Below are 25,313 nucleotides of genomic sequence, written 5' to 3'. Positions count from 1 at the left end.
TGAAACACTATGCCAGTGTGCTGATGGCTGCCAGACGTTCAAAATAGTCCGGGAATGTTTTCGCGGTACACTTCGGATCAAGAATGGTCACTGGTGTATCAGATAACGCCACCAGCGAGAAACACATTGCCATCCGGTGATCATTATAGGTGCCAATTTCGGCAAATTTTAGTGATTGAGGCGGGTCAACACGAATGTAATCTTCGCCCTCTTCCACCGTTGCCCCGACTTTACGCAGCTCAGTCGCCATCGCTGTCAGTCGATCAGTCTCTTTAACACGCCAGTTGTAAATATTGCGTAGCGTCGTCGGACCTTCGGCAAACAACGCAGCAGTAGCAATGGTCATTGCTGCATCAGGAATATGGTTCATGTCCATATCAATGCCTTTCAGTTCACCGCGGGTACATTCGATGTAATCATCAGCCCAGTGAATAGTCGCACCCATTTTTTCCAGCACGTCTGCAAAACGAATATCACCCTGCATGCTGTTTTTGCCGATTCCGGTCACGCGAACCGTACCCCCTTTGATGGCCGCAGCGGCCAGGAAGTACGACGCTGAAGAGGCATCACCTTCGACCAGATAGGAACCCGGAGACACGTACTGCTGACGGCCTTTGATACTGAATGTCTGGTACGCGTGGTTTTCCACTTCGATACCAAAGGTTTTCATCAGGTTCAGCGTGATATCGATATAAGGTTTGGAAACCAGATCACCTTTAATCTGAATGGTGGTGTCGTTACCTGCCAGCGGAGCCATCATTAACAGCGCAGTCAGGAACTGGCTTGAAACGCTGCCATCGACACTAACGTCACCACCACTAAACCCACCGTGCAGGCGAAGAGGCGGATAGTTTTCCTGCTCAAGATAATCAATCTGCGCGCCGCCCTGACGAAGCGCATCGACCAGATGCCCGATCGGACGCTCTTTCATGCGCGGCTCACCGGTCAGCACCACATTCTGCTCACCCAGGCACAACGCCGCAGCCAGCGGACGCATAGCGGTACCGGCGTTCCCCAGAAACAGTTCCAGACCTTTAGCATTGGAAAAAGCCGTGCCCAGACCGTCGATTTCACACTCTGTCCTGGACGCAGATAAACGATGCGTGACACCCAACTGAGTCAGTGCTGTCAGCATATGGCGCACATCGTCGCTGTCGAGCAGGTTAGTCAGGCGGGTAGTGCCCTGTGCAAAAGCAGCCAGTAAAAGTGCGCGATTTGAAACACTTTTTGAGCCAGGTAAATTGATGCTGCCGTTAACCAGCGCAACAGGTTGTAATGTCAGGGATTCCACTCTTTCTCCAATTCTTCTTTTTATAAAATGACCCCGGACAGTGAGCCGGGGTCATTTTTAAGGCTTCTTACTAAAGCATCCTGCGGGCCCGAAAGCCAGCGCACTTAACCGTGACGTTTTTCGAATTCAGTCATAAAGTCAGTCAGTGCTTTTACACCTTCCACAGGCATTGCATTATAGATAGATGCACGCATACCACCAGCCACACGATGGCCTTTTAATGCATGCAGACCCGCTTCCTGCGCCTGATCAAGGAACAGTTTATCCAGAGAGGCGTCAGCCATCTGGAAAGGAACGTTCATCCACGAACGGTTCGCGTCTGCCACAGGGTTACGATAGAAACCGGTACGGTCAATGGTGCCATACAACAGTTCGGCTTTTGCGCGATTACGTTTTTCCATCTCACGCAGACCACCCTGTTCTTTCAGCCATTTGAATACCATACCTGACAGATACCATGCGAATGTTGGCGGGGTATTGAACATAGAATCGTTCTCAGCCAGCACGGTATAATCGAGGATAGAAGGCAACTCAGTGCGCGCTTTACCCAGCAGGTCTTCGCGAACGATAACCAGGGTCAGGCCCGCAGGACCGATATTTTTCTGCGCGCCCGCATAAATCACCCCAAAGCGGCTGACATCAATCGGACGGGAAAGAATGCAGGATGAATAGTCTGCTACCACGATTTTATCGCCAAAATCAGGCATTTCATCGATAGCGATACCATCAATAGTTTCATTCGGGCAGTAATGAACGTAGGCAGAATCGGCGCTCAGCTTCCATTCGCTCATCGGCAGAATGCCACGTTTACCCTCAATCGTGGTGGTGACATCAATCACGTTTGGCGTGCAATATTTTTGGGCTTCTTTGACTGCACTGTGTGCCCAGTAACCACCATCAATGTAGTCAGCGGAGGATTTATCGCCCAAAAGGTTCATGGGCACTGCGGCGAATTGCGCACGTGCGCCACCATGACAGAACAGCACTTTATAGTTCGAGGGAATATTCAGCAGATCACGAATATCCTTTTCGGATTCTTCAGCAACCTGGATAAATTCCTTACTGCGGTGACTGATTTCCATCACCGATGTACCCAGTCCGTGCCAGTTACAAAGTTCCTGTTCCGCACGACGCAACACTTCAGCCGGGATCATTGCCGGACCTGCACTAAAATTATAAACCTGAGTCATTTCCCCTCACCACTTCTCTGAGACAGCCACATAGTAGTCACTAATTTAACGGTTTTATCATCCGAGACAAGCAGTCTGCAACGGTTATTGATGACGACCTGATAAACAGCGATGAGATGTTGGTCACAAGGTTCATTCCTCCCTGGAAAGCTGATTTAACAGGATTATCTGTTCACGCCCGCACGGTACTCAGCGCCTTCACCCAGGTGATATTTTGACAACGCGGACACGCTGCTTTTTCGCCGACTTTGAAGTTCTGAATCAAGCTGCACTGGTGACAGGCATACAGACCACTGGTGAGCATAAGCATTTCGATATCAATATAATCTTCCGGTAATACAGGCAGCCCCGGCTGGACATCTTCAGCCTGTCGGAAAAAAACACTCAGACCGCCATTGGCTTCCAAAAATGCCAGCCGGACTTGCCCGAGATGCTCGACACCCTTCTGCCGCAACTCCATATAAAATTCCCCCTTCGTAATATTTTCCCGGGCCATGGTTTCCCATTCGAACAAGCCGTCGCGAATAAGGATCAGCGGTTTGCCTTCCATCCAGTTCTGGAAATGACGGCTTTTATTCATTAGCCAGGTCGAAAGGCGGTACAGCAGCAAAATCGAGAAAAAGACCGCAAACACAGGCAGCAGAGGCACATCGTCATAGAAAGTCACATCACCAGCGGCAGATCCCAGTGTCAGGATGATCACCACTTCAAATAAAGAAAGCTGGTTTACCCCACGTCGCCCGGTGAGTTTCAGAAATATAAACACCACCACAAAGATGAAAAAACAGCGGAATGACACCTCTCCCAGATACTCGAGGGGAAATTTATCCAGCGCCATACGTTTGATATCAAAAGCCTGCATAGATGCCTCATAGAAAGTGAAAACAGCAGATTAGCGACCGAGGTTTTACAGACAAGCTTAGCGCGTTACAACGCGATTACATTCTTAACACGAATACATGGAGCTAATGCGCAAAACCCCGTATCATTGCGCGTTTTTAGCACGCTCAAAAGTGAACTCAATGACCCAAACTTTTATTCCTGGTAAAGACGCGGCGCTGGAAGATTCCATTTCCCGCTTCCAACAAAAACTCACCGATCTCGGCTTTAATATCGAAGAAGCTTCGTGGCTGAATCCGGTTCCCCACGTCTGGTCAGTGCACATTCGCGATCGCGACTGCCCGCTGTGCTTCACCAACGGTAAAGGTGCCAGCAAAAAAGCCGCACTGGCTTCTGCTTTGGGTGAATATTTTGAGCGTCTGTCGACTAACTATTTCTTCGCTGATTTCTATCTGGGCAAAGAAATCGCTAACGGTGATTTCGTTCATTATCCGAATGAGAAGTGGTTCCCGCTTCCGGAAGACGACAGTCTGCCCGCCGGGATTCTGGATGAGCGCCTGCATGCATTTTATGATGCCGATAAAGAACTGGTTGCCCGTGATCTGATCGACCTGCAATCAGGCAATCCTGACCGTGGTATCTGCGCCCTGCCATTTACCCGTCAGTCTGATCTGCAAACCGTTTATATACCGATGAACATCATCGGCAACCTGTACGTCTCCAACGGCATGTCCGCGGGTAACACCGCCAATGAAGCGCGGGTTCAGGGGCTGTCAGAAGTCTTCGAGCGCTATGTCAAAAACCGCATTATTGCAGAATCCATCAGTCTGCCTGAAATCCCTTCAGAGGTTCTGGCACGCTATCCTGGTGTGGTTGAAGCCATCGCAAAACTGGAAGAAGAAGGTTTCCCTATCCTTTCTTATGACGCCTCGCTGGGGGGTAATTACCCGGTCATTTGTGTGGTTCTGTTCAACCCGGCAAACGGCACCTGTTTCGCATCCTTTGGCGCGCACCCTGATTTTGGGGTAGCACTGGAACGTACGGTGACTGAACTGCTGCAAGGCCGCAGCCTGAAAGATCTGGATGTCTTCACTGCACCGACTTTTGATGATGAAGAAGTTGCCGAACACGCCAACCTTGAAACTCACTTCATCGATTCAAGCGGTCTGATTTCATGGGATATGTTCAAGCAGGACGCAGATTATCCGTTTGCAGACTGGAGCTTCAGCGGTACCACTGAAGAAGAATTTGCAACCCTGATGGCTATTTTCGATAAAGAAGATGCTGAAGTGTATATCGCCGATTACGAGCATCTGGATGTGTATGCCTGCCGTATTATCGTGCCGGGTATGTCTGACATTTATCCTGCGGAAGATTTACTGCTGGCGAATAACAGCATGGGCGCGCATCTGCGTGATCAGCTTCTGGCGTTGCCGGACAGTGATCTGCCAAAAGAAACGTATCTTGAGATGATCACACAGCTTGATGATGAAGGTCTGGATGACTTTACCCGTGTTCGCGAACTGCTGGGTATCGCCAGCGGCAAAGACAACGGCTGGTACACGCTGCGTGTTGGCGAGCTGAAATCTATGCTGGCCCTCGCAGGTGGTGATTTGGATCAGGCGCTGACCTGGGCGGAATGGGCGCATGAGTTCAACGCCTCGGTGTACAGCGATGAGCGCAATAACTATTACCGTTGCCTGCAAACCCTGCTGCAGTTGTCTCTGGAAGAAGATCGCGAGCCAGCCCAGTACTACAACGCTTTCGTGAAAATGTATGGTCAGAAAGCGGTTGAAGATGCTTCGGCAGCGATCAGTGGCGAAGTCCGTTTCCACAGTCTGTTTGCAGTCGACCCTGAGCTGAAAGCATTGCCCGCCCATCAGGCGCTGCTTGGCGCATACGAAAAGCTGCAAGTCGCCAAACGTCGTCACTGGTCGAAAGCCTGATCCACTGACAGGGTGAACCGACTAAAACCGGCAGAATTTACTGCCGGTTTTTTGTTTATAAATTCAACATCCGTTCATTCTACATCCTGAGCTTCCGCTGCTCTCTTTATCCTCAAAAGTTTGACTCGGTCACTAAAATGACGTGTAATTCTGCGCGAAATAATATCTGCGCGTCGTTTTTACGAAAAAAATAGGGGACTTATTTTTATAAGTTAATTGAAAGTAAAATTTATAAAATAAAAATAACGATATTTATTAACACTGAATCCTTAATATTAACCTGAACCTAAAAATAAATTCCTCGCTCATCAACTTTATTTGCAAAAATTAAAATCTTTTTATTGTTTTATTTTCAATAGGTTAATCTGAAATTCACCCCTTCAGTAGTATACTGGAAACCACTAAAAACCCCCTCATATGATCCACGTCAATTTTTACGTTATACTGCTTTGCTAGTATCTCGTTGCGCAGTGCATAGCCCTGAATAAGAGAGTTAATGTGAAAGCTGACAACCCCTTCGATCTCATTTTACCCGCCGCTACAGCGAAAATTGCTGAAGATGCTGGCGTTTATAAAGCCACCAAACAGCCGTTAAAAACATTCTTTTTAGCCATTACTGCTGGCGTCTTTATTTCTATAGCCTTTGCTTTTTATATCACCGCCACAACAGGCGCCGGTACCGTCCCTTATGGTCTGGCAAAACTGGTTGGAGGCATCTGCTTCTCTCTGGGTCTTATGCTGGTTGTCGTATGCGGCGCGGACCTGTTCACGTCCACTGTGCTTATCGTCATTGCGAAAGCCAGCGGGAGAATCACCTGGGGGCAATTGGCGCGTAACTGGGTCAATGTCTATATTGGTAACCTGTTTGGCTGCTTATTCTTTGTGGCTCTGATTTGGTTCTCCGGTGAATACATGGTTGATAATGGTTTGTGGGGACTGAACGTTCTGCAAACTGCTGATCATAAAATGCATCACACATTTATCGAAGCCGTATGTCTGGGGATCCTCGCTAACCTGATGGTATGCCTGGCGGTATGGATGAGTTACTCCGGCCGCAGTCTGATGGATAAAATGTTCGCCATGATTTTACCGGTTGGCATGTTCGTCGCCAGCGGCTTTGAACACAGCATTGCTAACATGTTCATGATCCCTTTAGGCATTGTAGTGAAAAATTTTGCGACACCAGAATTCTGGCAGGCCGTCGGGGCAACACCGGCACAATTCGCAGAACTAAATATCACAAACTTTATCATCGACAATCTGATCCCTGTGACCATCGGTAACATCATCGGGGGTGGTTTACTGGTAGGGTTAACGTACTGGGTCATATATCTTCGCGATGAGAAACACCACTGAGCCAACGTGGCAGTCTCTTGTTACGACAGTTTTACACGTGATTTTTAAAGAAATCCAAATTAGAAGGTAGGTGCAAAATGTCCAAGCTCAATGAAAAATTGACCAACGCATGGCAGGGTTTTAGTGCTGGTGAATGGCAGAATGGCGTAAACGTCCGTGACTTCATTCAGAAGAACTACACACCGTATGAAGGTGATGAGTCCTTCCTGGCTGGCGCTACCCAAGCGACAACCACCCTGTGGGATAAAGTAATGGATGGTATCAAACTGGAGAACCGCACTAAGGCTCCAGTAGATTTCGATACCGACGTTGCCTCTACCATCACTTCTCACGATGCCGGCTACATCAACAAATCATTAGAAACCATCGTGGGTCTGCAAACTGACGCGCCATTAAAACGTGCCCTGATCCCATTCGGCGGCATCAAAATGGTGGAAGGTTCATGTAAAGTTTATGGTCGTGAACTGGATCCGGCACTGAAAAAAGTCTTCACTGATTACCGCAAAACCCACAACCAGGGTGTGTTCGATGTTTATACTAAAGACATCCTGAACTGCCGCAAATCTGGTGTTCTGACCGGTCTGCCTGATGCCTATGGCCGTGGCCGTATCATCGGTGACTACCGTCGCGTTGCTCTGTACGGTATCGACTTCCTGATGGCCGACAAATACGCGCAATTCCAGTCTCTGCAAGACGATTTGGAAAACGGCGTAAACCTGGAAATGACCATCCAGCTGCGTGAAGAAATCTCTGAACAACATCGTGCTCTGGGTCAGATTAAAGAAATGGCAGCAAAATACGGCTGCGACATTTCTGGTCCTGCAACAACTGCACAAGAGGCTGTTCAGTGGACTTACTTCGGCTACCTGGCAGCAGTTAAATCCCAGAACGGTGCTGCGATGTCCTTTGGCCGCGTCTCTACTTTCCTTGACGTGTACATCGAACGTGATATCAAAGCAGGCAAACTGAACGAAGAACAGGCTCAGGAACTGATTGACCATCTGGTCATGAAACTGCGTATGGTCCGCTTCCTGCGTACCCCTGAATATGATGAATTGTTCTCCGGTGACCCGATCTGGGCGACAGAATCCCTGGCAGGTATGGGTGTTGACGGTCGTACTCTGGTTACCAAAAACAGCTTCCGCTTCCTGAATACTCTGTACACCATGGGGCCTTCACCAGAGCCAAACATGACCATTCTGTGGTCTGAAAAGCTGCCAATGAACTTCAAGAAGTACGCAGCAAAAGTGTCTATCGATACCTCATCTGTACAGTATGAGAACGATGACCTGATGCGTCCTGACTTCAACAACGATGACTATGCTATCGCTTGTTGTGTGAGCCCAATGGTTGTGGGTAAACAAATGCAGTTCTTCGGCGCTCGTGCAAACCTGGCAAAAACCATGTTGTACGCAATCAACGGCGGCGTTGATGAAAAAATGAAAATCCAGGTTGGTCCTAAAGAAGCACCAATGATGGATGAAGTGCTGACCTTTGATAAAGTCATGGATCGCATGGATCACTTCATGGACTGGTTGGCTAAACAGTACGTGACTGCGCTGAACATCATTCACTACATGCATGACAAATACAGCTACGAAGCATCGCTGATGGCTCTGCATGACCGTGATGTTTATCGTACCATGGCATGTGGTATCGCAGGTTTGTCAGTTGCTGCGGACTCCCTGTCTGCTATCAAATATGCAAAAGTTAGCACCATCCGTGACGAAGACGGCCTGGCTGTAGACTTCAAGATCGAAGGCGAATATCCACAGTTCGGTAACAATGATTCTCGCGTAGATGACATCGCTTGTGACCTGGTAGAACGTTTCATGAAGAAAATTCAGAAACTGCGTACCTACCGTGGCGCTGTAGCAACTCAGTCTGTTCTGACCATCACCTCTAACGTGGTTTATGGTAAGAAAACAGGTAATACTCCAGACGGTCGTCGTGCTGGTGCTCCGTTTGGCCCAGGTGCTAACCCAATGCACGGTCGTGACCAGAAAGGTGCGGTTGCCTCTCTGACTTCCGTTGCTAAACTGCCGTTTGCTTACGCGAAAGATGGTATTTCTTATACCTTCTCTATCGTTCCAAATGCACTGGGTAAAGACGATGATGTGCGTAAAGCAAACCTCGCGGGTCTGATGGATGGTTACTTCCACCACGAAGCGTCCATCGAAGGTGGTCAGCACCTGAACGTGAACGTCATGAACCGTGAAATGCTGTTAGACGCGATGGAACATCCTGAAAACTATCCTCAGTTGACCATCCGTGTTTCCGGTTATGCAGTACGTTTCAACTCACTGACTAAAGAACAGCAACAAGACGTTATTACCCGTACTTTCACCAAGTCCCTGTAATAATTCAGCCTTGTAATCTGGTCTGATAAAAAGGCTCCACAATGTGGAGCCTTTGTTTCATCCCTCCCTGCCCGCACTGTCTGTATGACAGTCTGTTTTGCCAGAGCGCTATACATTGTGGACCTCTGGCAAAGCAGTAGCGCCATTGCTGACAATCAACCTTATTGATTGTCTGGTATCATAAACCTGTTGTTTCCAGTTTATCTCTGCCAGGCCAGCACACGCACATGTAGACTGCTATTCATTGGTCAATATGGAGAATAACCCGCAATGTCAGTTCAAGGTGACATAATTTAGGGTCTATTTAATTGAAATATAAGGATTTATTTCAAACCACGTCCACATATTGACCATTTCGAGATTTAACGACAGAAAAGCCCCGCATTTTAATTTGCGGGGCTTTTCTGTTTCTACGATTACATCAGGAAGGTTTGTTGACCGTGTGAGGTGGGATGAGGCAACACCGCATTGATGTGACCCGGCTTCATAATTGAGCCGTCGAATGACTCCATCGTCTTAAAGGTATGTCCGCAGTTGATGTTCTGACACTGATTGTATCGCTCTTTGGTGTTCTCACTCAGGTAACGGCTGGAACGGGTATGCGCCGCATGTTTGCAAATTGGACAATGGAACATGATCATCACCTCGACGAATCGCTTTAATATGCAGCATATTCTAGCCACTAAATACATATAAAACAACGAGTTAATCAGATAAGTCATTCTTCCTCTTCGCTCTCATACTCCACCTCTGAAAGCCGCACCTCAAGCTCTAGGGATGTCGTGTAGCCGTTATTACTGAGTGAATGCACCACCTTAGTGATCACCCACGCCTGATCGTCTATGACGCGCTTAAACCCGCTGACGGTAACCGGCATTTCAGGGAATAAATCGGCGCGCCCCATCGCCAGCGTTAGCGAGAATTCCGCCACGCCCCGTTGTAATTTGTCCCACTTCGCCGCCGCGGCGCGCATGGCCTGCGCCTTACTGGCGTAAGTGGTGGTCAGCGCAAAAACGTTATCCGCTTCACCGGCCATATATTCACCCTCTCTGGCTTCGGGCGTTTTAGCGGCGGCGGTGGCTTTCACCGGTTTGGCTTTGGGGTGTTGCAGCGCGCGCAGGTGCTGCACCTTGGGTTTACGCTTGATTTTAACCTTCTGCTTTTTCGGCTTAGGGTCTTTGGTATGCAGCCATTTCGCCGTGACGCCGGTATATGCGCCCCGGTCTGCAATAGCAAACTGGTGCCGGTCACCGTCGGCGCGCTCAATGGTCATCGCCGGAATGGCTTTACCGCTGGCGGTGGTGGCGCTCCCGGCTTTGAGAAATAACAGCTTACCGGCTTTTATCGACACATCAGCTCCGTTGCGCGTAGCGAGCCGGGTTAAAAACTTGGCGTCAGACTCCTGCGACTGGTCAATGTGGGGGACAGGGATAGCGGCCAGTGGCGCGGCGACGCTGGCGGTCAGGTTGTTACGTGTAGCCACCTGCGCGACCACCTGACCGAGCGTGGTGTCATGGTAAGACATTTCACGGCGTGAATTGAGCGTTCCGCGAAAGTCTGCGCTGCGCGCCCGGATGGTCAGCGTATCCGGCGCGCCCCGGTGCTCCACCTCATCAACCGTAAAGCTCCCCTTGCCTGTCAGCGCCGAACCCTGCCAGCCTAAAAACAGCGAAAGCACCGCACCGCGCAGCGGCATTTCCACCTGACCGTCGCTGTCGTCCAGCTCAATGTCGAGCTGGTCGGCCTCGAACCCTCTGTTATCCGTGAGCGTCAATGACAGCAGCCGGGAACTGATATCTTTCGTGATGTCATGACCCGTCTGTGTCAGCATAAACGCCGGTGCCACTTTCGCCCCGGCATCAAGTGTCATACCGGTGATCATGACCATACCCCCGGCACCATTGAACTGGCTTTGTTCAGCAGCCCGTTAGCCTGCGTCTGCAAATCACCAAACATCGCCGTCAGAGACTCATCCACGCGGGTCAGGGTCAGTGAAAACTCGATGCTGCGCGCACTGCCGTCAGAAAAAAACTCAGTATGCGTTTCGCTGATGCTGTTCACCACAAACATACCGTAAATGGTGCCGGTTCCCTCCAGCAGCGGCCACGCTTTACCCTCGTCGGCCATGAGGTGTAACGCCAGCAGGGAAATGCGCCCGCCGGTGATTTCCGGCATCAGCACACCGGACAGAGTTATTTTCTCCTCACTGACGCCAAGAAATTGCAGCGCGGGGCGCTGGCCAATACGGCTGTTCGACGGCCAGCGATAATCCACGCTGCGTTGCAGGCTTTGATAAGGGACGGTCTGTAGCTGAAATACAAACAATCCGAGCGTTAACATCATGCGAATATCTCCTTAGTCATAACCCAGCCGTGAGCGTAAATCTGCCCGGCGCTGGCGTTCGCGAGCATCCAGCGCATCCATCACCTGACGGCCGGTATCCTGCGCGCCTGTACCGGAACCGATTGAAATCTGATAGCTGTTTTTGCTGTTATCGGTGTAGTTGCGGCCACCGCCTGCCGCCACCGGCACATAACCGTAACTGAACCCAAACTTACCGCCGGGTGGCTGATACGGCACCGCATCCTCGGTATCGGATTTTGACCGTTGTTCCGCTTTGTCAGCGTTTTTGTCGAGGTCGTCAGACTCTTTCTTCACTACGCCGAGTTTTTCCAGCAGCCAAACCACGCCCCTACGCAGCTTATTGGCTACCTGCAATGGTGCGGTAAGTGCATTTGCCACAGCATGACCAAACGACACCCCCGCATCTTTACAACTATCGAGGGTTTCCTTGGTTGATTTCACTGGTTGAATCAGGTCTTTAAACCACTGCCACACGATCTTGAGCTTATCTCCAAGCCATTCAAAGACCGGCTTCAACGGCGCAAACATTTCTTTCACCGGCTCAAACGCAATACCCAACCCTTCAATCACGCCGGAGAAAAAGGCGCTGATGGGCTCCCAGTATTTGCGGATAAGCAACGCACCGGCGACGATGGCCACCCCAATGGCCACAATCGGCCACGTCAGCCCGCCGATCACCGTCGCAATCGCGCCGCCTGCGATACTCAGCGCCGACCATAAACCGGTAGCCGCCGCCACAATCATGTTTATCCCACCGATAACCGGCCCCGCTATCAGCCCAATCACCCCCAGCGCCCCGACCAGCATCAGCGCGCCACCGGCAATTTTCGCCAGCGTCGTGGCCAGCGCTTTATTATCAACAATCCATTTATCCAGCCTCAGCACATACTTTGTGGCCGTTTGGGTCAGGCTGCGCAGCGATGCCTCCTGCTGGTCATAAATATCAGTGCCGACGGCCTCATACGCCGACTGAAACTCTTTAAAATCCCCGCCGAGATTGTTTTGCATAATCTCGACCAGCTCCGCCGTTTTTCCGTCAGACGTCCGCAGGGCTTGGGTCAGCGCGTCGAGCTTGCCCGATGAGGCGTCATTCATCAGCACCGCTGCCGCAGAGCTGGCCTCTTCACCAAAAATGGCTTTCATGTACTGCGCTTTCTGCGCCGTGCCGAGATTATTTTTTTTAAAGCTCTTTTGCATTTCTTTCAGAATGGTAAATATCGGCCTGAAATCCCCCTTGCGGTCAGCCGTTTTAACGCCAAGCTCATCCAGCGCGGTGGCGGCGGCTCCTGTCGGTGCCTGTAAACGAGTGATGAGCGCCCGGCTCCCCGTACCGGCCATTGACCCCGTGATTTTCGCATCGGCCAGCGCGCCGACCATCGCGGCGGTTTGCTCCACGCTGACCCCGGCATTTTTAGCCACCGGTGCCGCATAGGTCAGTGCGTCGCTCATGCCCGCAAAGTCAGCGGCGCTTTTATTCATGGTGGTGGAAAGCACGTCACCAATATGCGCAACCTTGTCATTCGCCAGACCAAAAGCCGATTTCACCCCCATCAGCAAACTGGCGTTGTCTTCCATGCTCTGTCTATTGGCCAGCGACAAATTCAGGATGGTTGGCGTGGCCGCCAGAATGCCGTCTTTATCCGCGCCTGATTTGGCGACGATGATTTGCGCGGCGGCGGCATCATCCGCCGAGGCAGCGGTGTTATCACCGAGCTGACGCGCCTGCTTACGCAGACTCAGCATATCGGCGGAATCTTTCTCCAGACCGAGAACCGCCTGAAGCTCTGAGTTTTTCAGCGAAAAGTCATAGCCCGGCTTCAGCGCCGCGCCACCCGCAACCGTTCCGGCCGCAGCCACGCCGACACCGCGCGCCCCGGCGGCGGTCACGCTGCCCGCAAGCTGTTTACCGGACTGATACCGCTGCCTGACGGCGTTGAGTCTGGCCTGCTGCGCGCTGACGCGAGCCAGTGAATCACGCTGGCGGTTGAGTTGCGCGGTGGTTTCACTGATTGAGCTTTTCAGGCGGCGTTCAGATTCTGACAGCGAGCGCGTACTGATACCGGCCTCTGACAGCGCCTGACGCTGGCGTTGCACGGACAGGCGCAGGCCGTTGTATTTGAGTTGCAGGTCAGACGCGGCACGTTTGGCCTCCTCCATTGCCTTAGCCTGCGCCCGCGTCGGATTGGTGGTGTTTTTGAACTGGATCGCCAGCGCGGCGGCTTCCTGCTTTGCGTTTTTGAGTGACTGGCCGGTGACCGCAAGCTGCGCGCTGGTTTTACGAAACCCCTCAATCTGACCAGCCTGAGCGTTGAGCTGCTTAATGGTGTTTTGGGTACTTCGGATATCCTGAGACAGCGATTTACTCGCTGTCTGGATGGATTTAAACGGGCGGCTGGCTTGGTCAACGGCTTTGAGTAAAACCTGTAAGGTGACGTTATTGCTCATTGGCGTGTCCACTTCGTTCGAGCGCCTTTCCGCGCCATATGACGAGCTCGGTCAGGCTCATCGGATAGAGCTCCGACGGTGGCCAGTGAAAGACCACCGCCACGTCGGCCATCAGGTCATCCACTGACAGCCGGGGTGGAAAAATCAGCTCTCCGAATTCGGCACTAAAAAACCAATCACCTTGCCCGCTAAACTGATCATGTCCGGTAATGACAGCGCGGCGCACTCTTCTTTCGTCAGGTTCGGGTAGGTGATGCGGGGCAACACGACCAGCAACGCATCGACGTTCGAGCTGGCCACGTCAGCCAGACTGACACCGCGAAGCGCACCGGCATTCGGGCAGATCACATTGACTTCGCTAATGACGGTTTCACCGCGTTTAATCGGAGTATGGAGTGTCACGACGTTCTGATTTTCCGGGGTAGTTTCTTTCTTTTTCATGAGTGATTTCCGTTGGATTGGGTGAAGGTGGCCAGCGCGCTGACCACGCAAAAATTACAGGCCGATATTGCGGCGATGTTTTTCCAGCATGTCCGTGCCGTTGACGATTTCGACCATGTTCACGGTGTCGATTTCAATCAGGGTGCTCCCGTCAATCACCAGCTTGTAATAGCTGCACTGCGTGGTGATTTTGCTTTCGGTGTCTTCGCCCTGTTTCATGTCGCCGGTGTCGATTTCTTTGTGGCGACCCCGCATGACGATTTCCACGGCGGAGGTGTCGCCGGTGTCGTCGCGCTGGAAAGAACCGGCAAAACGCAGCGGCACATCAGCCGCACCGGAGGCGGCATACTGCGCCCACAGGGCATTGTCCGGGAGCCCGCCCATTGACCACTCAACGGTCAGCGCGTCATCGTCCAGACCAAAATCCACCGCTGCCGAGCCGTTCATGCCGCCGCCGCGATAGTTCTCCAGCTTGCGGGTCAGCTTCGGCAACGTGACCGACTGCACGACGCCCATGTAACTCAGACCGTCGTTAAACAGGTTGAGGTATTTCAGTTTGCGAGGAAGTGCCATGATGAATGCCCTTAGCTGTTAATAGATGCGGCCAGATTGACGAGGTAGGTGTCAGTGATGCGCTGACGCAGGGTCAGGCTTTCCAGCGGCGGCACCGGCGTGTAGTCATAATCAACGTAAAGTTTCCCGGCTTTCAGGGTCTCTTTGTCGTTCGCCGATTCATCAAACCAGCAATTGCCGTCAATGATGTAGCCGTTCGATTTGAGCTCACGGAATTTGGCGTTGATGCCGTCGATGATGTCGCGGATAAGCGTTGCGGTCATCGGCTTATCCACCGCCCACATATGCGCCTCGGCCATCGTGTCAGCCAGAACCTGCGCGGTGCGGGTGTAGTTCTCAAACTGGAAAAGCGGGTCATCAGAACAGGTGCGGTTCCCCCAAAAGCGGAAGCCGTCTTTACGCACCAGCGTTGTAACACCGGCCTCATTGAGCAGGTCAGCATCAGTACCCGCTGCCTGCAAATCCCAAAACACCGAGGCACTGATACCGGTCACGCCGTTAACACCAACGTTTGACAGGGTTTTATGCCAGCCGGTGTCTTGGTCGATTTTAGCGCGCAGACCTAGCGCGCGCGCCGTGGCGTAAGCGGTAGAGCTGGCGTTTGCCGTGGTGTCCCAAGAAATAAAATCAGGCCAGATAAGCATCAGTTCACGCTGGCTGAAATTGTCACGGTACTTAATGGCATCAGAGAGCGTTTTGCATTCCCACGCGCTGATATAACCGAACGCGCGCAGCGACTGACAGACCGTGGCCAGCGCCGTGGCGACTTCCTGCGGATCCAGCCCCGGCACACCGAGAATACGCGGTTTTACACCGGTGGCCGCTTCGGCGGTGAGCAGGGCTTTCATGCCGGTGTAATGGCCGTTCTCATCAGCGCCGCCGATGATATTAGAAAGGGTTTCGGCTGCGGCGGCTTTCTCGTCTTCGTTTTCTGACTCAGCCACGCGCACCACCACGGTGACCGGTTTGCACTGGTCACCAATGGCCGTCAGCGCCGGTAACAGGGTGCCGGTTTTTCCCGCCTTGCCCTGCGCAGCGATCACATCGGTGATTAAAACCGGCGTATTCAGCGGAAAGACTTTTTCATCAGCATCATTGGCCGTGCAGACCATGCCAATAATGGCGGTGGATACGGTGGTAATGACGCGCGTTCCGTCGTTAATTTCGACGACCTGCACGCCGTGGTGAAAATCACTCATCGGGTTAACTCCGTTAAAATAGGCAACGTCATTTTGTTGTTTAACGGGGGTCAGGGCGAGGAGTGAACGTTGGGAGGGGATCAGTACAACAGACAAAAAGAGCCCCTTTCGGGGCAACTTTTAAGCGGGTATTTCTGGCCATTCAATATCAGGTGCAGTGCCGGTATCCACCTCCTCCAGCGCATCGATATAATCTAACCACGCATTAAGCTTTATTTTCTCACCCTCCATGAGCACCCGCCCGATGGCCAATTTCGTTTGCCAGACAATGATTTTATCTTTTGCCTCATTGAGCAGACTGTCGAGTACTACCTCTGCCTCCATGATTAATTGCGCCTGCGTTTGTGCGGGAGGCTCTGATAAGACGGGGTAACCGTTTTTACCGGCGGTGATAATTTTACCGCTGGCTTGACCTTCAAATAACGCAACATATTCCTCATTACTGATAGCTTTGGCATCGTCTGGCCAGCCGTTGACCGAGTCCTCATAAGCAGCTTTAAGCTCTAAAGGATAAATTCCATTATTTTTAGCACTGTAATAATAATTTTTCATTTTCTATCCCACTTTCATCTATTTGCCTACTGCGCGCCAAAAACCGCCGGATTCACCGGCTCTCGCAAAAATAGCGAAGCTTGTTGAGTTCATCGAGCCATCAAGCACGGAAATATTCGACCCCGATCCACCGCTGGTATCGCTGATAAGAGTAAGCTGTATGTTGAAGGAACCAACCGCAAAAGCCACAGGAAAAACAATCCACGTTGTGTCTGCCGTTCTTGTCCATGTTCCCCACTGTTCAAGCTTTCCGGTGTATTCGTCTTTGAACCAGCCGCGATAATCCAGTGATGCTAATGACGTTCGAGCCGCGCCGGTTTGACCATTAACGCTGGTAACGGGATAAGGTGGTGTATTACTCGGACTGAAAAGCCGCTGGCCGTTTTCTTTAAAAACACCACTGGTGTTTACATCGCCATTTCCGCTAATCGTTACGCGACTGACCTCAACGCCGAGGGGGGTTGAGACATTACGGAAAATAAACCCACCCATCTGGTTGCCAGGATTGTTGGCATTACCGCTGTTATTCACAAAATCAGTTTCGCCATACCCTGCGCTTTCGTTGTAACCAATGTAAATCCCTCCCTCTTTGGGCAATACGACGGGCTTCCCGTGTGCTGAAAAACCGTCAGCTTCTACCAACCCTTTAACTTTTCCACCCTGAATAGGGTATGCCCCGACATCTGCGGCAGTGATCTCGATATCTTGGGTGCCGTCAAAGGCAACACCGGAAATCTTTCGTGACGTTGCCAACTTTGTAGCAGCAACCGCCGTTTCGTCTGCAGGAAGTGCACCGACGTTATCAGGCGTCAGGTTAATATCATCAGTACCATCAAAAGCCACACCGGCAATCTTTCGTGACATTGCCAGCTTAGTGGCGGCAACCGCAGTCCCGCCAGAAGGAAGCGCGCCGACGTTATCAGGCGTCAGATTAATATCAGCAGTACCATCAAAAGCCACACCGGCAATCTTTCGTGGTGTTGCCAGCTTATTGGCTGCTACCGCAGTCCCGCCAGAAGGAAGCGCGCCGACGTTATCAGGCGTCAGATTAATATCAGCAGTACCATCAAAAGCCATACCAGCAATCTTTCGTGATGTTGCCAGCTTATTGGCTGCTACCGCTGTTCCGCCGGACGGCAGGCGTCCATTGGCATTATCATTCGCCGCCTTGACGGCTTTTGACGTGGCGGCCAGCATCTCGCTTTCACTGCTCACAACGCTGCTCAGTTGCACAAAACCTTTTGCCGTCAGCGTTCCGTCCGGATGATTACGCGATTTCTCATGTTCGAACAGTTTATCGTCCACATAATCTTTTGTGGCCATCACCGTCGAGCCGTCAATGCTCAACGCGATTGACTCAATTTCACTGACGATGAGTACCATGCGCAATGTCTGCAACCGGCCAGACCCTTCGGCCAGCTTAGGTTTATAACTTTCAGCCATATTGCTGACTGCAACCAACACACCGTCAGCATCGTATAAGCCCATTTCACGCATCCAGAAGCCGCCGACGTCAGGCTGAATAACCAGCTCGGCCACCAGATAATTACTGTTTTTGGCATCGATGCTTAGCCGGTTAAGATTGGCGCGATAAACTTCATTAACGAGTTTGGTTTGTTTTGGGTCAGGCGTCGGGAGTTTTCCGCCCCCGTCACCGACGGCCATACGTGTGATTTTGACCTGCGTTCCGCCTGCCGTGGCGGCGGCAATTTTGGCCGCTCCGGCGGTGGTCAGTAATGCTTTATAAGTCGCCATAAGTTTTCCTCTGCTTAGGCCGGATAAACGGTGATGACGTCGCCGTCGTAAGAAAGTGCGCCGACGAAAATATGGCCGGGGATATCCTGAATAATGGTCAGCGTCTCAAGGTGGCGACTGGCGGGTTTCGCATCTGTAATGAGCCGCTCCATCTCCTGATACATCGCTTCGGTGATGCCGCTTTCCAGCACGCCAATATCAAGGCGAAACGTGCCGGGCGGGCTATTGGTTTCCCACCATTCAGAAATCTTGATGACGTACCCCAGCGGCTCAACCACCCGGCGGATCGCGCTGATGGTGCCTTTATGGGTATGGATGAAATAAGCCGACTGGATCACCCCGCGTTTCGTTGCCTCCGGCCAGCTTTCGTCCCACCGGTCAACCGAAAATGCCCACGCAAGATAGGGTAAGAACTTCGCCGGGCAGGTCTGCGGGTTCCATAAATCACGCAGCGGCACAGGGACAGCGGTCAGCTCGGCGCAGGCCGCAGCGGCGGCAACCTCCAGCGGAGAAGAACCCACAGGTAACAGGCGCACATTACTCATCGGTGCCCCCGATAGTGATTGAGGACTCAGTACAATATGAAGCCTGTATGTCATCCAGTACGAGATCAGCCAGCGGCTGCGTGAGTTCGACCCGTTGCACACCTTCAACATGCAGCGCGGCATAGATAGCGGAAAGGCGAATATCTCGCCCGAGTCGGTGCTGTGCCAGCGTGTAGGCGTTGAGCTTATCCACTGCGGCCAGCCTGACGGGTTCTAATTCCGGTCCCGGATAAACATAGAGCTTGGCGGCAATCTGATAAGGGATAATCTGCGCCGACTGCACCGTCACACGGTCAGCCACCGGACGCACATCGTCGGCGTTAAGCGCTTTATTCACAATTGCGATAAGCTCCGCGCTGGCCGTGCCGTCACCTTCACGCGAAAGCACGGAAATAGTCACATTGGCCGGTGCCGGGCTAATCACCGACACATCCGCCACGCGACCATCGGCACTGCGGCCATGAAATTGATAAGCGCCGGTTGATCCGGCCACGCTCAGCCCCTCAAAAGCCTGCTGAATGCGCACGCGGAAATCCCCGTCACTTTCCAGCACCTCAGCCACCGGCGGCAAAACGGAATCATCAGCCTCAGTGATAATCAGACGCGCAACGTTATAATTTGCACCGAGCTGGTCGAGGTCAGCGCCGGTGGCGTAGGCCAGCATATTGGCGCGCGCCGCTTCGTTTACCCGCTGACGCAAAATCACCTCACGGTAAGCGTTCTCCTGTAACAACTTAACGATGGGCTCAGATTCCAGCGCCAAGGTGCGGACAACGGCCTCGCGTTCGCTCTCGTCATACAGTGACAGCAACGTGGCTTTGCGTTCTTCAAACAGGGTTTCATAGTCCAGTTCCTCGACCACATCCGGCGCGGGGAGCTGGCTTAAATCAATAAGTGCCATAGCGTTAACTCAGTGAGAGGGAAGAGGAGAAACTGCCGGGGGTATCGGTTCGGTTACCCGTGATATTGACCACCATCGCGCCGTCAAAAGACGAATCAAAGGTGATGCCCGTCAGACTGATACGCGGCTCCCACTTGAGGATCGCGGAATAACACGCGGCCATGATTTGCAGGCGGATCACTGCGTTTTGCGGCTGGTCAGTCAGTTCGGAAAGCAACGAGCCGTAATCACGACGCATAACGCGCGAACCTATCGGCGTTCTCAGAATATCGCTCACCGACTGGTTGATGTGCGCCATGTCTTCCACCGCGCGCCCCGAATGGCGGGACATGCCGAGATACCTCGCATTACTCATTATCAAAACCTCAGCTATCAATTCGGTTTACCGGTATTTCCGCCGCCGGTCTGAACGCCACCGTGTGTATGGGTATCTACCTGCACACCGTTGGAGGTAAACGCGCCGCCGGTGTGCGCAATATTGCCTTTCATCGCACCGCCTTTTTTCACCTCTAATGAGCCGGTAGTCAGTTTGTTGGTACATACCACCTCCGGCGTATCGAGCGTGATTTTCCCGCTGGCCGTCACCGTCACATTAGGGGCGGTAGCCTGAATAGATTTTGTGGCAGATACATCAGCGGTCTGAATACCACTCACCGTCAGCGCACCGCTGGCCGGTTCATACTGAAATTGAGCGCCGTCAGAAAAGCTAACGTGATACGCCTCTGCGGATATAGACGGTGCGGGAAAGTCATCGCTGTAAATCCCCGGCAAAACAAACCCGATATCAAGCTCACCACAAAGAGATAAAAGCAGGACCTGCTCACCGACGGAGGGAGCCCACCAAATGCGCGAACTACCGGCGCGGGGCGTCAGCCAGTGCAGCCAGTCTGTAAGAATTTGACCCGTCTGGACGCGACAAAGAGCCAGTTCGGTATCGACTTCAGCGACCACACCTATTCGGATAATGTCGCGCATCGCGCGGGAAAGTTCGGAGAGCGTTTCGTGTGTATTCATGATGGAAAGGATGCCGCCGGAGAGATTCGGCGACAACATGCGGGCGTAGGACTATCGGTGATACAACAATGGGGATCGTCTATTGCATACTGGCATTTAACACATTATCAATTAAATCTTAGCTACTCATGGATGCTGCAAAGATATTTATTCTGGAACTTTAATTTTTGCCAATTCTAAATTAATTTTATCGATGGTATTTTGGGTTGGAGAAAGGCTTAAAAAATATAACCCAAGGAACTCGTAGACCACAGAAATCGTAAGAAATGCGAGCATTACTATAACACTCTTCCCTTCATAGACAGAAATGAGGCCCAAAGCAATGAACATAAAAAAAACAGCACCTAAGATAATAGACATAAATCTGTTAAACATAAATAAAAAACCAAAACGACTTGCTTTAATAAAAAATCGACCATCAACCCTTTCCATATCATTCTGTAGATTGCAAATATCCTTTATATATTGCTTCTTTTCAAGATTATTAAAAATATAAATAAGCTCCTTCCTGTTATTAATTGATGGGATTTTAGTTATATCTCTCATTATCTCATCATTAATACGATATCGAGTGTAGGCTTTATCACTCTCACTCATGTACTCACTATATTTATTTAGATACATTATTTGCTTTACTACTTTCTTAGGCTCTCTAAACTTGTAACTAAAATAAAACCTTTTCATTGTCGCGGCAAAAGTCATAGACACAACAGCAATAAACGATGTGATTTTTGTCAATGATTCTACATGATCTACCAAATACTTTAATAACTCCATAACTCCCTCTTAAATCCGCAATATTATTTTATCTTAATATATCGCTACAGAGCGTGATTAAAAAGTAACAATGTTAAAAGTTAGCATTTAATTCATCTCATCAACGTAATGTCGAAAGATCACATCTTCAAAAATCTGTCGGTCAGCAGCATTAAATCCCAGTAGAGGACGGATGTCATACTTCACCGGCTGGCTGTAGCGATTGGGTTTGTCTTTTAGCCCCTCCTGATGAATACGCGCAATCCTCTGAACCCTCCCCGCAAATTCGACCACCGCAGCCTCACTACTGCCTTTCGTCTTGAGGTATCGCGCCGTACGCAATTTGGCGAACATTTCTCGCTTTACCCTGCCCCGTTTCCCCCGGACAGGCTGTCGCTTACGGGCTGCATACGGCGTACCGTCCGGTGCCTTCTGTTGCTTGATGCGCTGCTGCTGGCTGGCTCGCAGCTTTTTAGCTATTTCAGCGGCCATCTTGCGACGGCCAGCGGGGGACAGGCTGGCCAGTAATCCGGCGAGCTTATCATCAAAGGGCTTGAGCTCATTCATTCCATTGACTCACCAGCTCACCATGCACATATAGTTCCATTGGCCGGTGTACCGGCACCGGCAACGGGGGCTCATCCAGTGGCGTAACGGTTAACCTGCGCTCAGCTTCTTTGACGATGGTGCGCTCGTTCAGTTGCAGACTCATGCGCACGTCTTTGCTGTCGTCGTTATTAATATCCGCTACGTAGGTGAAGCCGCGTTTTTTCCCTTCCTCTGTGGTCATGATGTCCGGCTGATGCTCACGCAACCACACGTTAACCGGCACAATCAGCAGGTTTAAATCCCCGGTGTAATCCGTTACAACAATATCCAGCGTATAGCGGTTCTCAAACGATAACGAGGTAGCCAGCGTGGCATTAATCGTGCCGCCATCAACAAACATGTGCAGCATGTCCGGGTTATCACGCAGCAACGGAACGGACTTAAAAATCGCGTTTTTCAGGCTGGCGGGCTTCAACATCGTGGGACTCCTGACACTGTTTAACGGTCTCGACTTGCAGCGCACAGTTGACCAGCGCGCTCTCCAGTTGGCGATTGTCGTCGCTTAAGTCACCATTGGTTTTCGGGGTGCTTCCCGGAATTAGACAACTGCTGACTTTCGGACAGCCAACGTAAATAATCGCCGGGATTGTCGAACGTGGGGCGGGTGTGCAGCCGGATAATGTCATCAGGCAAAGGAGACTGAAACCAGCCGCGCAATGCTTCATTTTCATTGAGTAACCTCGTAATTGTCTGATTCCGACGCGCGGCCAGCGCACCCGCCGCATTAACCTGCTGACGGAGCACAACCAGCGCACGCTCATTACGCTGACCGCTGGCTTTCAGCTCACTGATGGCCAGCGCGCTGGATTCCAGCGTCGATTTTAATTGCTGAATGTGCTGGTTTGCCGCTGCCACTTTCTGATTTGCTCCCCGCCACGCAAAGAGCGCACCCGCAAGGGTCAGCACTAACACCGTGATGATGTATTTCATGGCACCCCCTTCATGCAATGTTTCAGTTCAACAGCCCGGCGGTTGTTGAGTCCCTTATTCCACACGCCATTGACATACACCCAGCGGGGAAGCTGCTGGCAGGCCTGCGACCATTCACCGTGCCTGATGAAATAAGCCAGCGTGGATTTACATGCCGCTCCCGTACCGACGTTAAACGCCAGACTGATCACGGCGTCATACACCGGCTGCGGCATGGTCACCGGCATACATTTATCCACGGCACGCTCCGTCATGATGATGTCAGCGATCAGATTACGGGCGGTGTCCTGCTCCGTAATGTTCTGCGCGGGCTTCACCCCAGCAGTGTGGCCAATGCCTGACGTCCAGACTCCGGCACTGCACTGGTACGGATTCAGGCGGCACCCTTCAAGGTTGGCAATAATGGCCAGACCCTCGGCGGAGGTTTTGACAAACCGGTAATCAGGCATCAGCGCGGCGAGTGCCAACACGACGGCCACACTGCAACGTTTAACGATTGAGTTCATCGAAAACCCTCTGACTCAGGCCGTTACGCTCCAGCAATTTGTAGCTTTTGCGCCGGTAGTACCAGTTAACGAAAAACGTCCCCACGGCCACCGCAGCACCCACCAGAAAGGCGAAATCCTGCGGCGTCAGCGCGCCGATAAAAGCCAGCAATGCCGCGAGCCCATAGGCAAACATTGAAGATATTTTTTCCATCGTCAGTCCCATAGCTGGACGGTTTCAGAAGTGGAGGCGGTATCAACGTCTGGCAAAATCACGGTGGTGCCGTGCGGCAGGACTTCGCCTAATTCAGCCAGACCGGGATTCGCGGTAAGTACCGTCTCAACGACGCCCCCGGTTCGCCCGTAGTAGCGAAAACACAGGGCGTCGAGCGTGTCGCCCTGCTGTGCGATGACTTTCATCAGAGCTGGCTCACCATGCCGCGCGCCTGCCCCTGTAACCGGGACAAATGCCAGCGCATGTCACGCCACTGGTCATCCACCGACACCTCCAGCGCATCGGCCTTTTTGTCACCCTTCGCGCTGGCGTCATAGCTGCGGTAACGCTCATAAATCACGGCGGTGGTCATCGCACAGACCGCGCTCAGGTAGTGGAAACACTTCACGCTTTCCTCGTCGAGCGCTTCAGCGGGCACATCCGCCAGCGTTTTAAATCCTGCTTCGATCTGCGCCTCCCGGAAGAGATAAAGCTCGGCGTTGACCTCGGCCATTGCGGACTTAATCGCGGCGCGCAGGCGTTCATCCGTCACCACGTGACCGAGGCGGATACGTTCGCTCACCAGTTTTGGATCAACGTCCGGGAAAAAGAACGTATTGGTGATAACGGGAATGACCGCCTGCTCTGGGGGGATCACTACGGTGGAGCTCGCCGCTGCTGCGGTCATGACAATATCCATGTTCAAACCTCAAATAGGTGGACGGTGGACGCAGGCGTCAGACGAGGTGAAAACCTGCATCGGCCTGCGTGCCGTCCGGCGCGGGGCGCTTTCTGTTAACAACTGGGCTTTGTCTTACGCGGGCGACCACGCTTAGCCGGGGTGGCTGCTTTAGGCTTGGTTTTGCGCGGTGCGGCATCAGGCTTCGCCACCACCACCGCTGGCCGCAGCGCCCTCTCCAGTTGCTCTATGTCTTTTTTCACACCAGCGACGTTATCAAGCTGCATCGCGCGTTTTAGCTGAATAAGCGCCTGTTCGGGCTGGCCGTTGTCGCGCAGTACCAGACCGGTAATTTTGTGCAGCTTGGCGCGCACAGGATCCGGCATGTCGTGCGGGAGGGTCATATCAATAACGGTCAGCAGGTCATCAACGCTGACGGTCTGCCCGGCACTGCGGGCGCGCATCGCGGCCAGCGCAACATCTTCGGCAAATAAATACGGCGTCGGGCGCTTGTTATTCGGCACACGCAGATCGTGTTTTAACGCATAGCGCGCCATCTCGAACGTGCCGCGAATGTCCCCCGCATCGAGTGACCACTGCAACATCGTCATCAGGACGTCATCCTGATTTCCGGCATCGCTGGCCAGCACACCGGCAATCCACGGCGCATAGGCTGGCAACATGTCGCGCTTGCGTCGGGCTTTGTCTTCAACGGAATAAATGGATTTGAGTATCTGGCGGTCTCCGCGCAGCTTCATCAGCATCTGACCGTATGGCAGTGCCGAACGCAGCGGATCACTGACCCGCTGCGATGAGGCTTTTTCAGCAGAGACCCGCATCATGTGACGCTGTGCGGGACTCAGCATGG

30 protein-coding genes are annotated in these 25,313 nt (G+C 52.1%); 3 read left to right on the top strand and 27 right to left on the bottom strand.

All coding sequences use genetic code 11. The features are described 5' to 3' along the window. Nucleotides 1-7: 7 nt before the first annotated feature. The 3 genes from aroA to RAHAQ2_RS07550 form a co-directional block, all read right to left on the bottom strand. Nucleotides 8-1,291: a 3-phosphoshikimate 1-carboxyvinyltransferase gene (gene aroA / locus RAHAQ2_RS07560; RefSeq protein WP_015696656.1), complete on the bottom strand. Its 1,284-nt coding sequence runs from the start codon at nucleotides 1,289-1,291 to the stop codon at nucleotides 8-10. A gap of 104 nt (nucleotides 1,292-1,395) precedes the next feature. Continuing rightward, nucleotides 1,396-2,481, bottom strand: coding sequence for a 3-phosphoserine/phosphohydroxythreonine transaminase (gene serC / locus RAHAQ2_RS07555; protein ID WP_015696655.1), 1,086 nt, complete (start codon nucleotides 2,479-2,481; stop codon nucleotides 1,396-1,398). A 172-nt stretch (nucleotides 2,482-2,653) separates the two neighbouring features. Continuing rightward, nucleotides 2,654-3,343, bottom strand: coding sequence for a DUF421 domain-containing protein (locus RAHAQ2_RS07550; protein WP_015696654.1), 690 nt, complete (start codon nucleotides 3,341-3,343; stop codon nucleotides 2,654-2,656). 160 nt (nucleotides 3,344-3,503) lie between these two features. On the opposite strand from RAHAQ2_RS07550, the gene ycaO reads away from it, so the two are divergent. From ycaO to pflB, 3 genes are all read left to right on the top strand, one after another. Then, nucleotides 3,504-5,267 (top strand): 30S ribosomal protein S12 methylthiotransferase accessory factor YcaO, encoded by a 1,764-nt coding sequence (gene ycaO / locus RAHAQ2_RS07545; protein ID WP_037038710.1) that lies wholly within the window; start codon nucleotides 3,504-3,506, stop codon nucleotides 5,265-5,267. Between the two features lie 498 nt (nucleotides 5,268-5,765). Then, on the top strand, nucleotides 5,766-6,623 hold the full coding sequence (focA, locus tag RAHAQ2_RS07540) for a formate transporter FocA (RefSeq protein WP_015696652.1): 858 nt from the start codon (nucleotides 5,766-5,768) through the stop codon (nucleotides 6,621-6,623). Nucleotides 6,624-6,700: 77 nt separating this feature from the next. Continuing rightward, entirely contained in the window at nucleotides 6,701-8,983 is a 2,283-nt protein-coding gene (gene pflB, locus RAHAQ2_RS07535; RefSeq protein ID WP_013574828.1) for a formate C-acetyltransferase, read from the top strand. A 416-nt stretch (nucleotides 8,984-9,399) separates the two neighbouring features. On the opposite strand, the gene RAHAQ2_RS07530 is transcribed toward pflB, so the two are convergent. The 24 genes from RAHAQ2_RS07530 to gpM form a co-directional block, all read right to left on the bottom strand. Beyond that, on the bottom strand, nucleotides 9,400-9,618 hold the full coding sequence (locus tag RAHAQ2_RS07530; RefSeq protein ID WP_015689616.1) for a DNA-binding transcriptional regulator: 219 nt from the start codon (nucleotides 9,616-9,618) through the stop codon (nucleotides 9,400-9,402). A gap of 83 nt (nucleotides 9,619-9,701) precedes the next feature. Then, on the bottom strand, nucleotides 9,702-10,865 hold the full coding sequence (locus RAHAQ2_RS07525; protein ID WP_015696651.1) for a phage late control D family protein: 1,164 nt from the start codon (nucleotides 10,863-10,865) through the stop codon (nucleotides 9,702-9,704). Further along, nucleotides 10,862-11,326: a phage tail protein gene (locus RAHAQ2_RS07520; protein ID WP_015696650.1), complete on the bottom strand. Its 465-nt coding sequence runs from the start codon at nucleotides 11,324-11,326 to the stop codon at nucleotides 10,862-10,864. The genes RAHAQ2_RS07525 and RAHAQ2_RS07520 overlap by 4 nt, the downstream gene beginning before the upstream one ends. Before the next feature lie 12 nt (nucleotides 11,327-11,338). Next, a complete protein-coding gene (locus tag RAHAQ2_RS07515; RefSeq protein ID WP_015696649.1) occupies nucleotides 11,339-13,792 on the bottom strand; it encodes a phage tail tape measure protein in 2,454 nt (817 codons plus the stop codon). Then, nucleotides 13,782-13,904, bottom strand: a complete 123-nt coding sequence (locus tag RAHAQ2_RS24815; protein WP_015689612.1) for a GpE family phage tail protein — start codon at nucleotides 13,902-13,904, stop codon at nucleotides 13,782-13,784. The genes RAHAQ2_RS07515 and RAHAQ2_RS24815 overlap by 11 nt, the downstream gene beginning before the upstream one ends. Nucleotides 13,905-13,936: 32 nt before the next feature. Beyond that, nucleotides 13,937-14,233, bottom strand: coding sequence for a phage tail assembly protein (locus RAHAQ2_RS07510; RefSeq protein WP_015696647.1), 297 nt, complete (start codon nucleotides 14,231-14,233; stop codon nucleotides 13,937-13,939). A 54-nt stretch (nucleotides 14,234-14,287) separates the two neighbouring features. After that, the gene (locus RAHAQ2_RS07505; protein ID WP_015689610.1) at nucleotides 14,288-14,806 is read right to left on the bottom strand and encodes a phage major tail tube protein; all 519 of its coding nucleotides are present in this window, start codon (nucleotides 14,804-14,806) and stop codon (nucleotides 14,288-14,290) included. Between the two features lie 11 nt (nucleotides 14,807-14,817). Further along, nucleotides 14,818-16,005 (bottom strand): phage tail sheath protein, encoded by a 1,188-nt coding sequence (locus tag RAHAQ2_RS07500; protein ID WP_015689609.1) that lies wholly within the window; start codon nucleotides 16,003-16,005, stop codon nucleotides 14,818-14,820. 120 nt (nucleotides 16,006-16,125) lie between these two features. Further along, nucleotides 16,126-16,557 (bottom strand): tail fiber assembly protein, encoded by a 432-nt coding sequence (locus RAHAQ2_RS07495; RefSeq protein ID WP_015696646.1) that lies wholly within the window; start codon nucleotides 16,555-16,557, stop codon nucleotides 16,126-16,128. Between the two features lie 18 nt (nucleotides 16,558-16,575). Beyond that, entirely contained in the window at nucleotides 16,576-18,312 is a 1,737-nt protein-coding gene (locus tag RAHAQ2_RS25915; RefSeq protein ID WP_015696645.1) for a phage tail protein, read from the bottom strand. 14 nt (nucleotides 18,313-18,326) lie between these two features. Next, entirely contained in the window at nucleotides 18,327-18,857 is a 531-nt protein-coding gene (locus RAHAQ2_RS07485; protein ID WP_015696644.1) for a phage tail protein I, read from the bottom strand. Continuing rightward, nucleotides 18,850-19,758 (bottom strand): baseplate assembly protein, encoded by a 909-nt coding sequence (locus RAHAQ2_RS07480; RefSeq protein WP_015696643.1) that lies wholly within the window; start codon nucleotides 19,756-19,758, stop codon nucleotides 18,850-18,852. Before RAHAQ2_RS07480 ends, RAHAQ2_RS07485 begins: the two co-directional genes overlap by 8 nt. 4 nt (nucleotides 19,759-19,762) lie before the next feature. Beyond that, nucleotides 19,763-20,113 carry a GPW/gp25 family protein gene (locus tag RAHAQ2_RS07475; RefSeq protein WP_015696642.1) on the bottom strand — a complete coding sequence of 117 codons (351 nt, stop codon included), beginning with the start codon at nucleotides 20,111-20,113 and terminating at the stop codon, nucleotides 19,763-19,765. 17 nt (nucleotides 20,114-20,130) lie between these two features. Beyond that, entirely contained in the window at nucleotides 20,131-20,772 is a 642-nt protein-coding gene (locus tag RAHAQ2_RS07470; protein WP_037038675.1) for a phage baseplate assembly protein V, read from the bottom strand. Between the two features lie 147 nt (nucleotides 20,773-20,919). Beyond that, entirely contained in the window at nucleotides 20,920-21,549 is a 630-nt protein-coding gene (locus tag RAHAQ2_RS07465; RefSeq protein ID WP_015696640.1) for a hypothetical protein, read from the bottom strand. 87 nt (nucleotides 21,550-21,636) lie between these two features. Next, a complete protein-coding gene (locus RAHAQ2_RS07460; protein ID WP_015696639.1) occupies nucleotides 21,637-22,095 on the bottom strand; it encodes a phage virion morphogenesis protein in 459 nt (152 codons plus the stop codon). Continuing rightward, on the bottom strand, nucleotides 22,088-22,555 hold the full coding sequence (locus RAHAQ2_RS07455) for a phage tail protein (protein WP_015696638.1): 468 nt from the start codon (nucleotides 22,553-22,555) through the stop codon (nucleotides 22,088-22,090). The genes RAHAQ2_RS07460 and RAHAQ2_RS07455 overlap by 8 nt, the downstream gene beginning before the upstream one ends. Then, nucleotides 22,518-22,763: an Rz1-like lysis system protein LysC gene (gene lysC / locus RAHAQ2_RS25910; protein WP_238532061.1), complete on the bottom strand. Its 246-nt coding sequence runs from the start codon at nucleotides 22,761-22,763 to the stop codon at nucleotides 22,518-22,520. Before lysC ends, RAHAQ2_RS07455 begins: the two co-directional genes overlap by 38 nt. Further along, nucleotides 22,645-23,067, bottom strand: a complete 423-nt coding sequence (gene lysB / locus RAHAQ2_RS07450) for an Rz-like lysis system protein LysB (protein ID WP_015696637.1) — start codon at nucleotides 23,065-23,067, stop codon at nucleotides 22,645-22,647. Before lysB ends, lysC begins: the two co-directional genes overlap by 119 nt. After that, nucleotides 23,064-23,573, bottom strand: a complete 510-nt coding sequence (locus RAHAQ2_RS07445; protein WP_015696636.1) for a lysozyme — start codon at nucleotides 23,571-23,573, stop codon at nucleotides 23,064-23,066. Before RAHAQ2_RS07445 ends, lysB begins: the two co-directional genes overlap by 4 nt. Beyond that, nucleotides 23,557-23,766: an HP1 family phage holin gene (locus tag RAHAQ2_RS07440; RefSeq protein WP_015696635.1), complete on the bottom strand. Its 210-nt coding sequence runs from the start codon at nucleotides 23,764-23,766 to the stop codon at nucleotides 23,557-23,559. Before RAHAQ2_RS07440 ends, RAHAQ2_RS07445 begins: the two co-directional genes overlap by 17 nt. 2 nt (nucleotides 23,767-23,768) lie before the next feature. Next, nucleotides 23,769-23,972, bottom strand: coding sequence for a tail protein X (locus RAHAQ2_RS07435; protein ID WP_015689595.1), 204 nt, complete (start codon nucleotides 23,970-23,972; stop codon nucleotides 23,769-23,771). Beyond that, nucleotides 23,972-24,466: a head completion/stabilization protein gene (locus RAHAQ2_RS07430; RefSeq protein ID WP_015696634.1), complete on the bottom strand. Its 495-nt coding sequence runs from the start codon at nucleotides 24,464-24,466 to the stop codon at nucleotides 23,972-23,974. The genes RAHAQ2_RS07435 and RAHAQ2_RS07430 overlap by 1 nt, the downstream gene beginning before the upstream one ends. A gap of 95 nt (nucleotides 24,467-24,561) precedes the next feature. After that, nucleotides 24,562-25,311 (bottom strand): phage terminase small subunit, encoded by a 750-nt coding sequence (gene gpM, locus RAHAQ2_RS07425; protein WP_015696633.1) that lies wholly within the window; start codon nucleotides 25,309-25,311, stop codon nucleotides 24,562-24,564. Between the last annotated feature and the right edge of the window lie 2 nt (nucleotides 25,312-25,313).

This window comes from Rahnella aquatilis CIP 78.65 = ATCC 33071, from assembly GCF_000241955.1.
Classification (GTDB): domain Bacteria; phylum Pseudomonadota; class Gammaproteobacteria; order Enterobacterales; family Enterobacteriaceae; genus Rahnella; species Rahnella aquatilis.
Note: the sequence above shows the minus strand (reverse complement) of the source record. Positions and strands in the feature narration are given on the sequence as shown.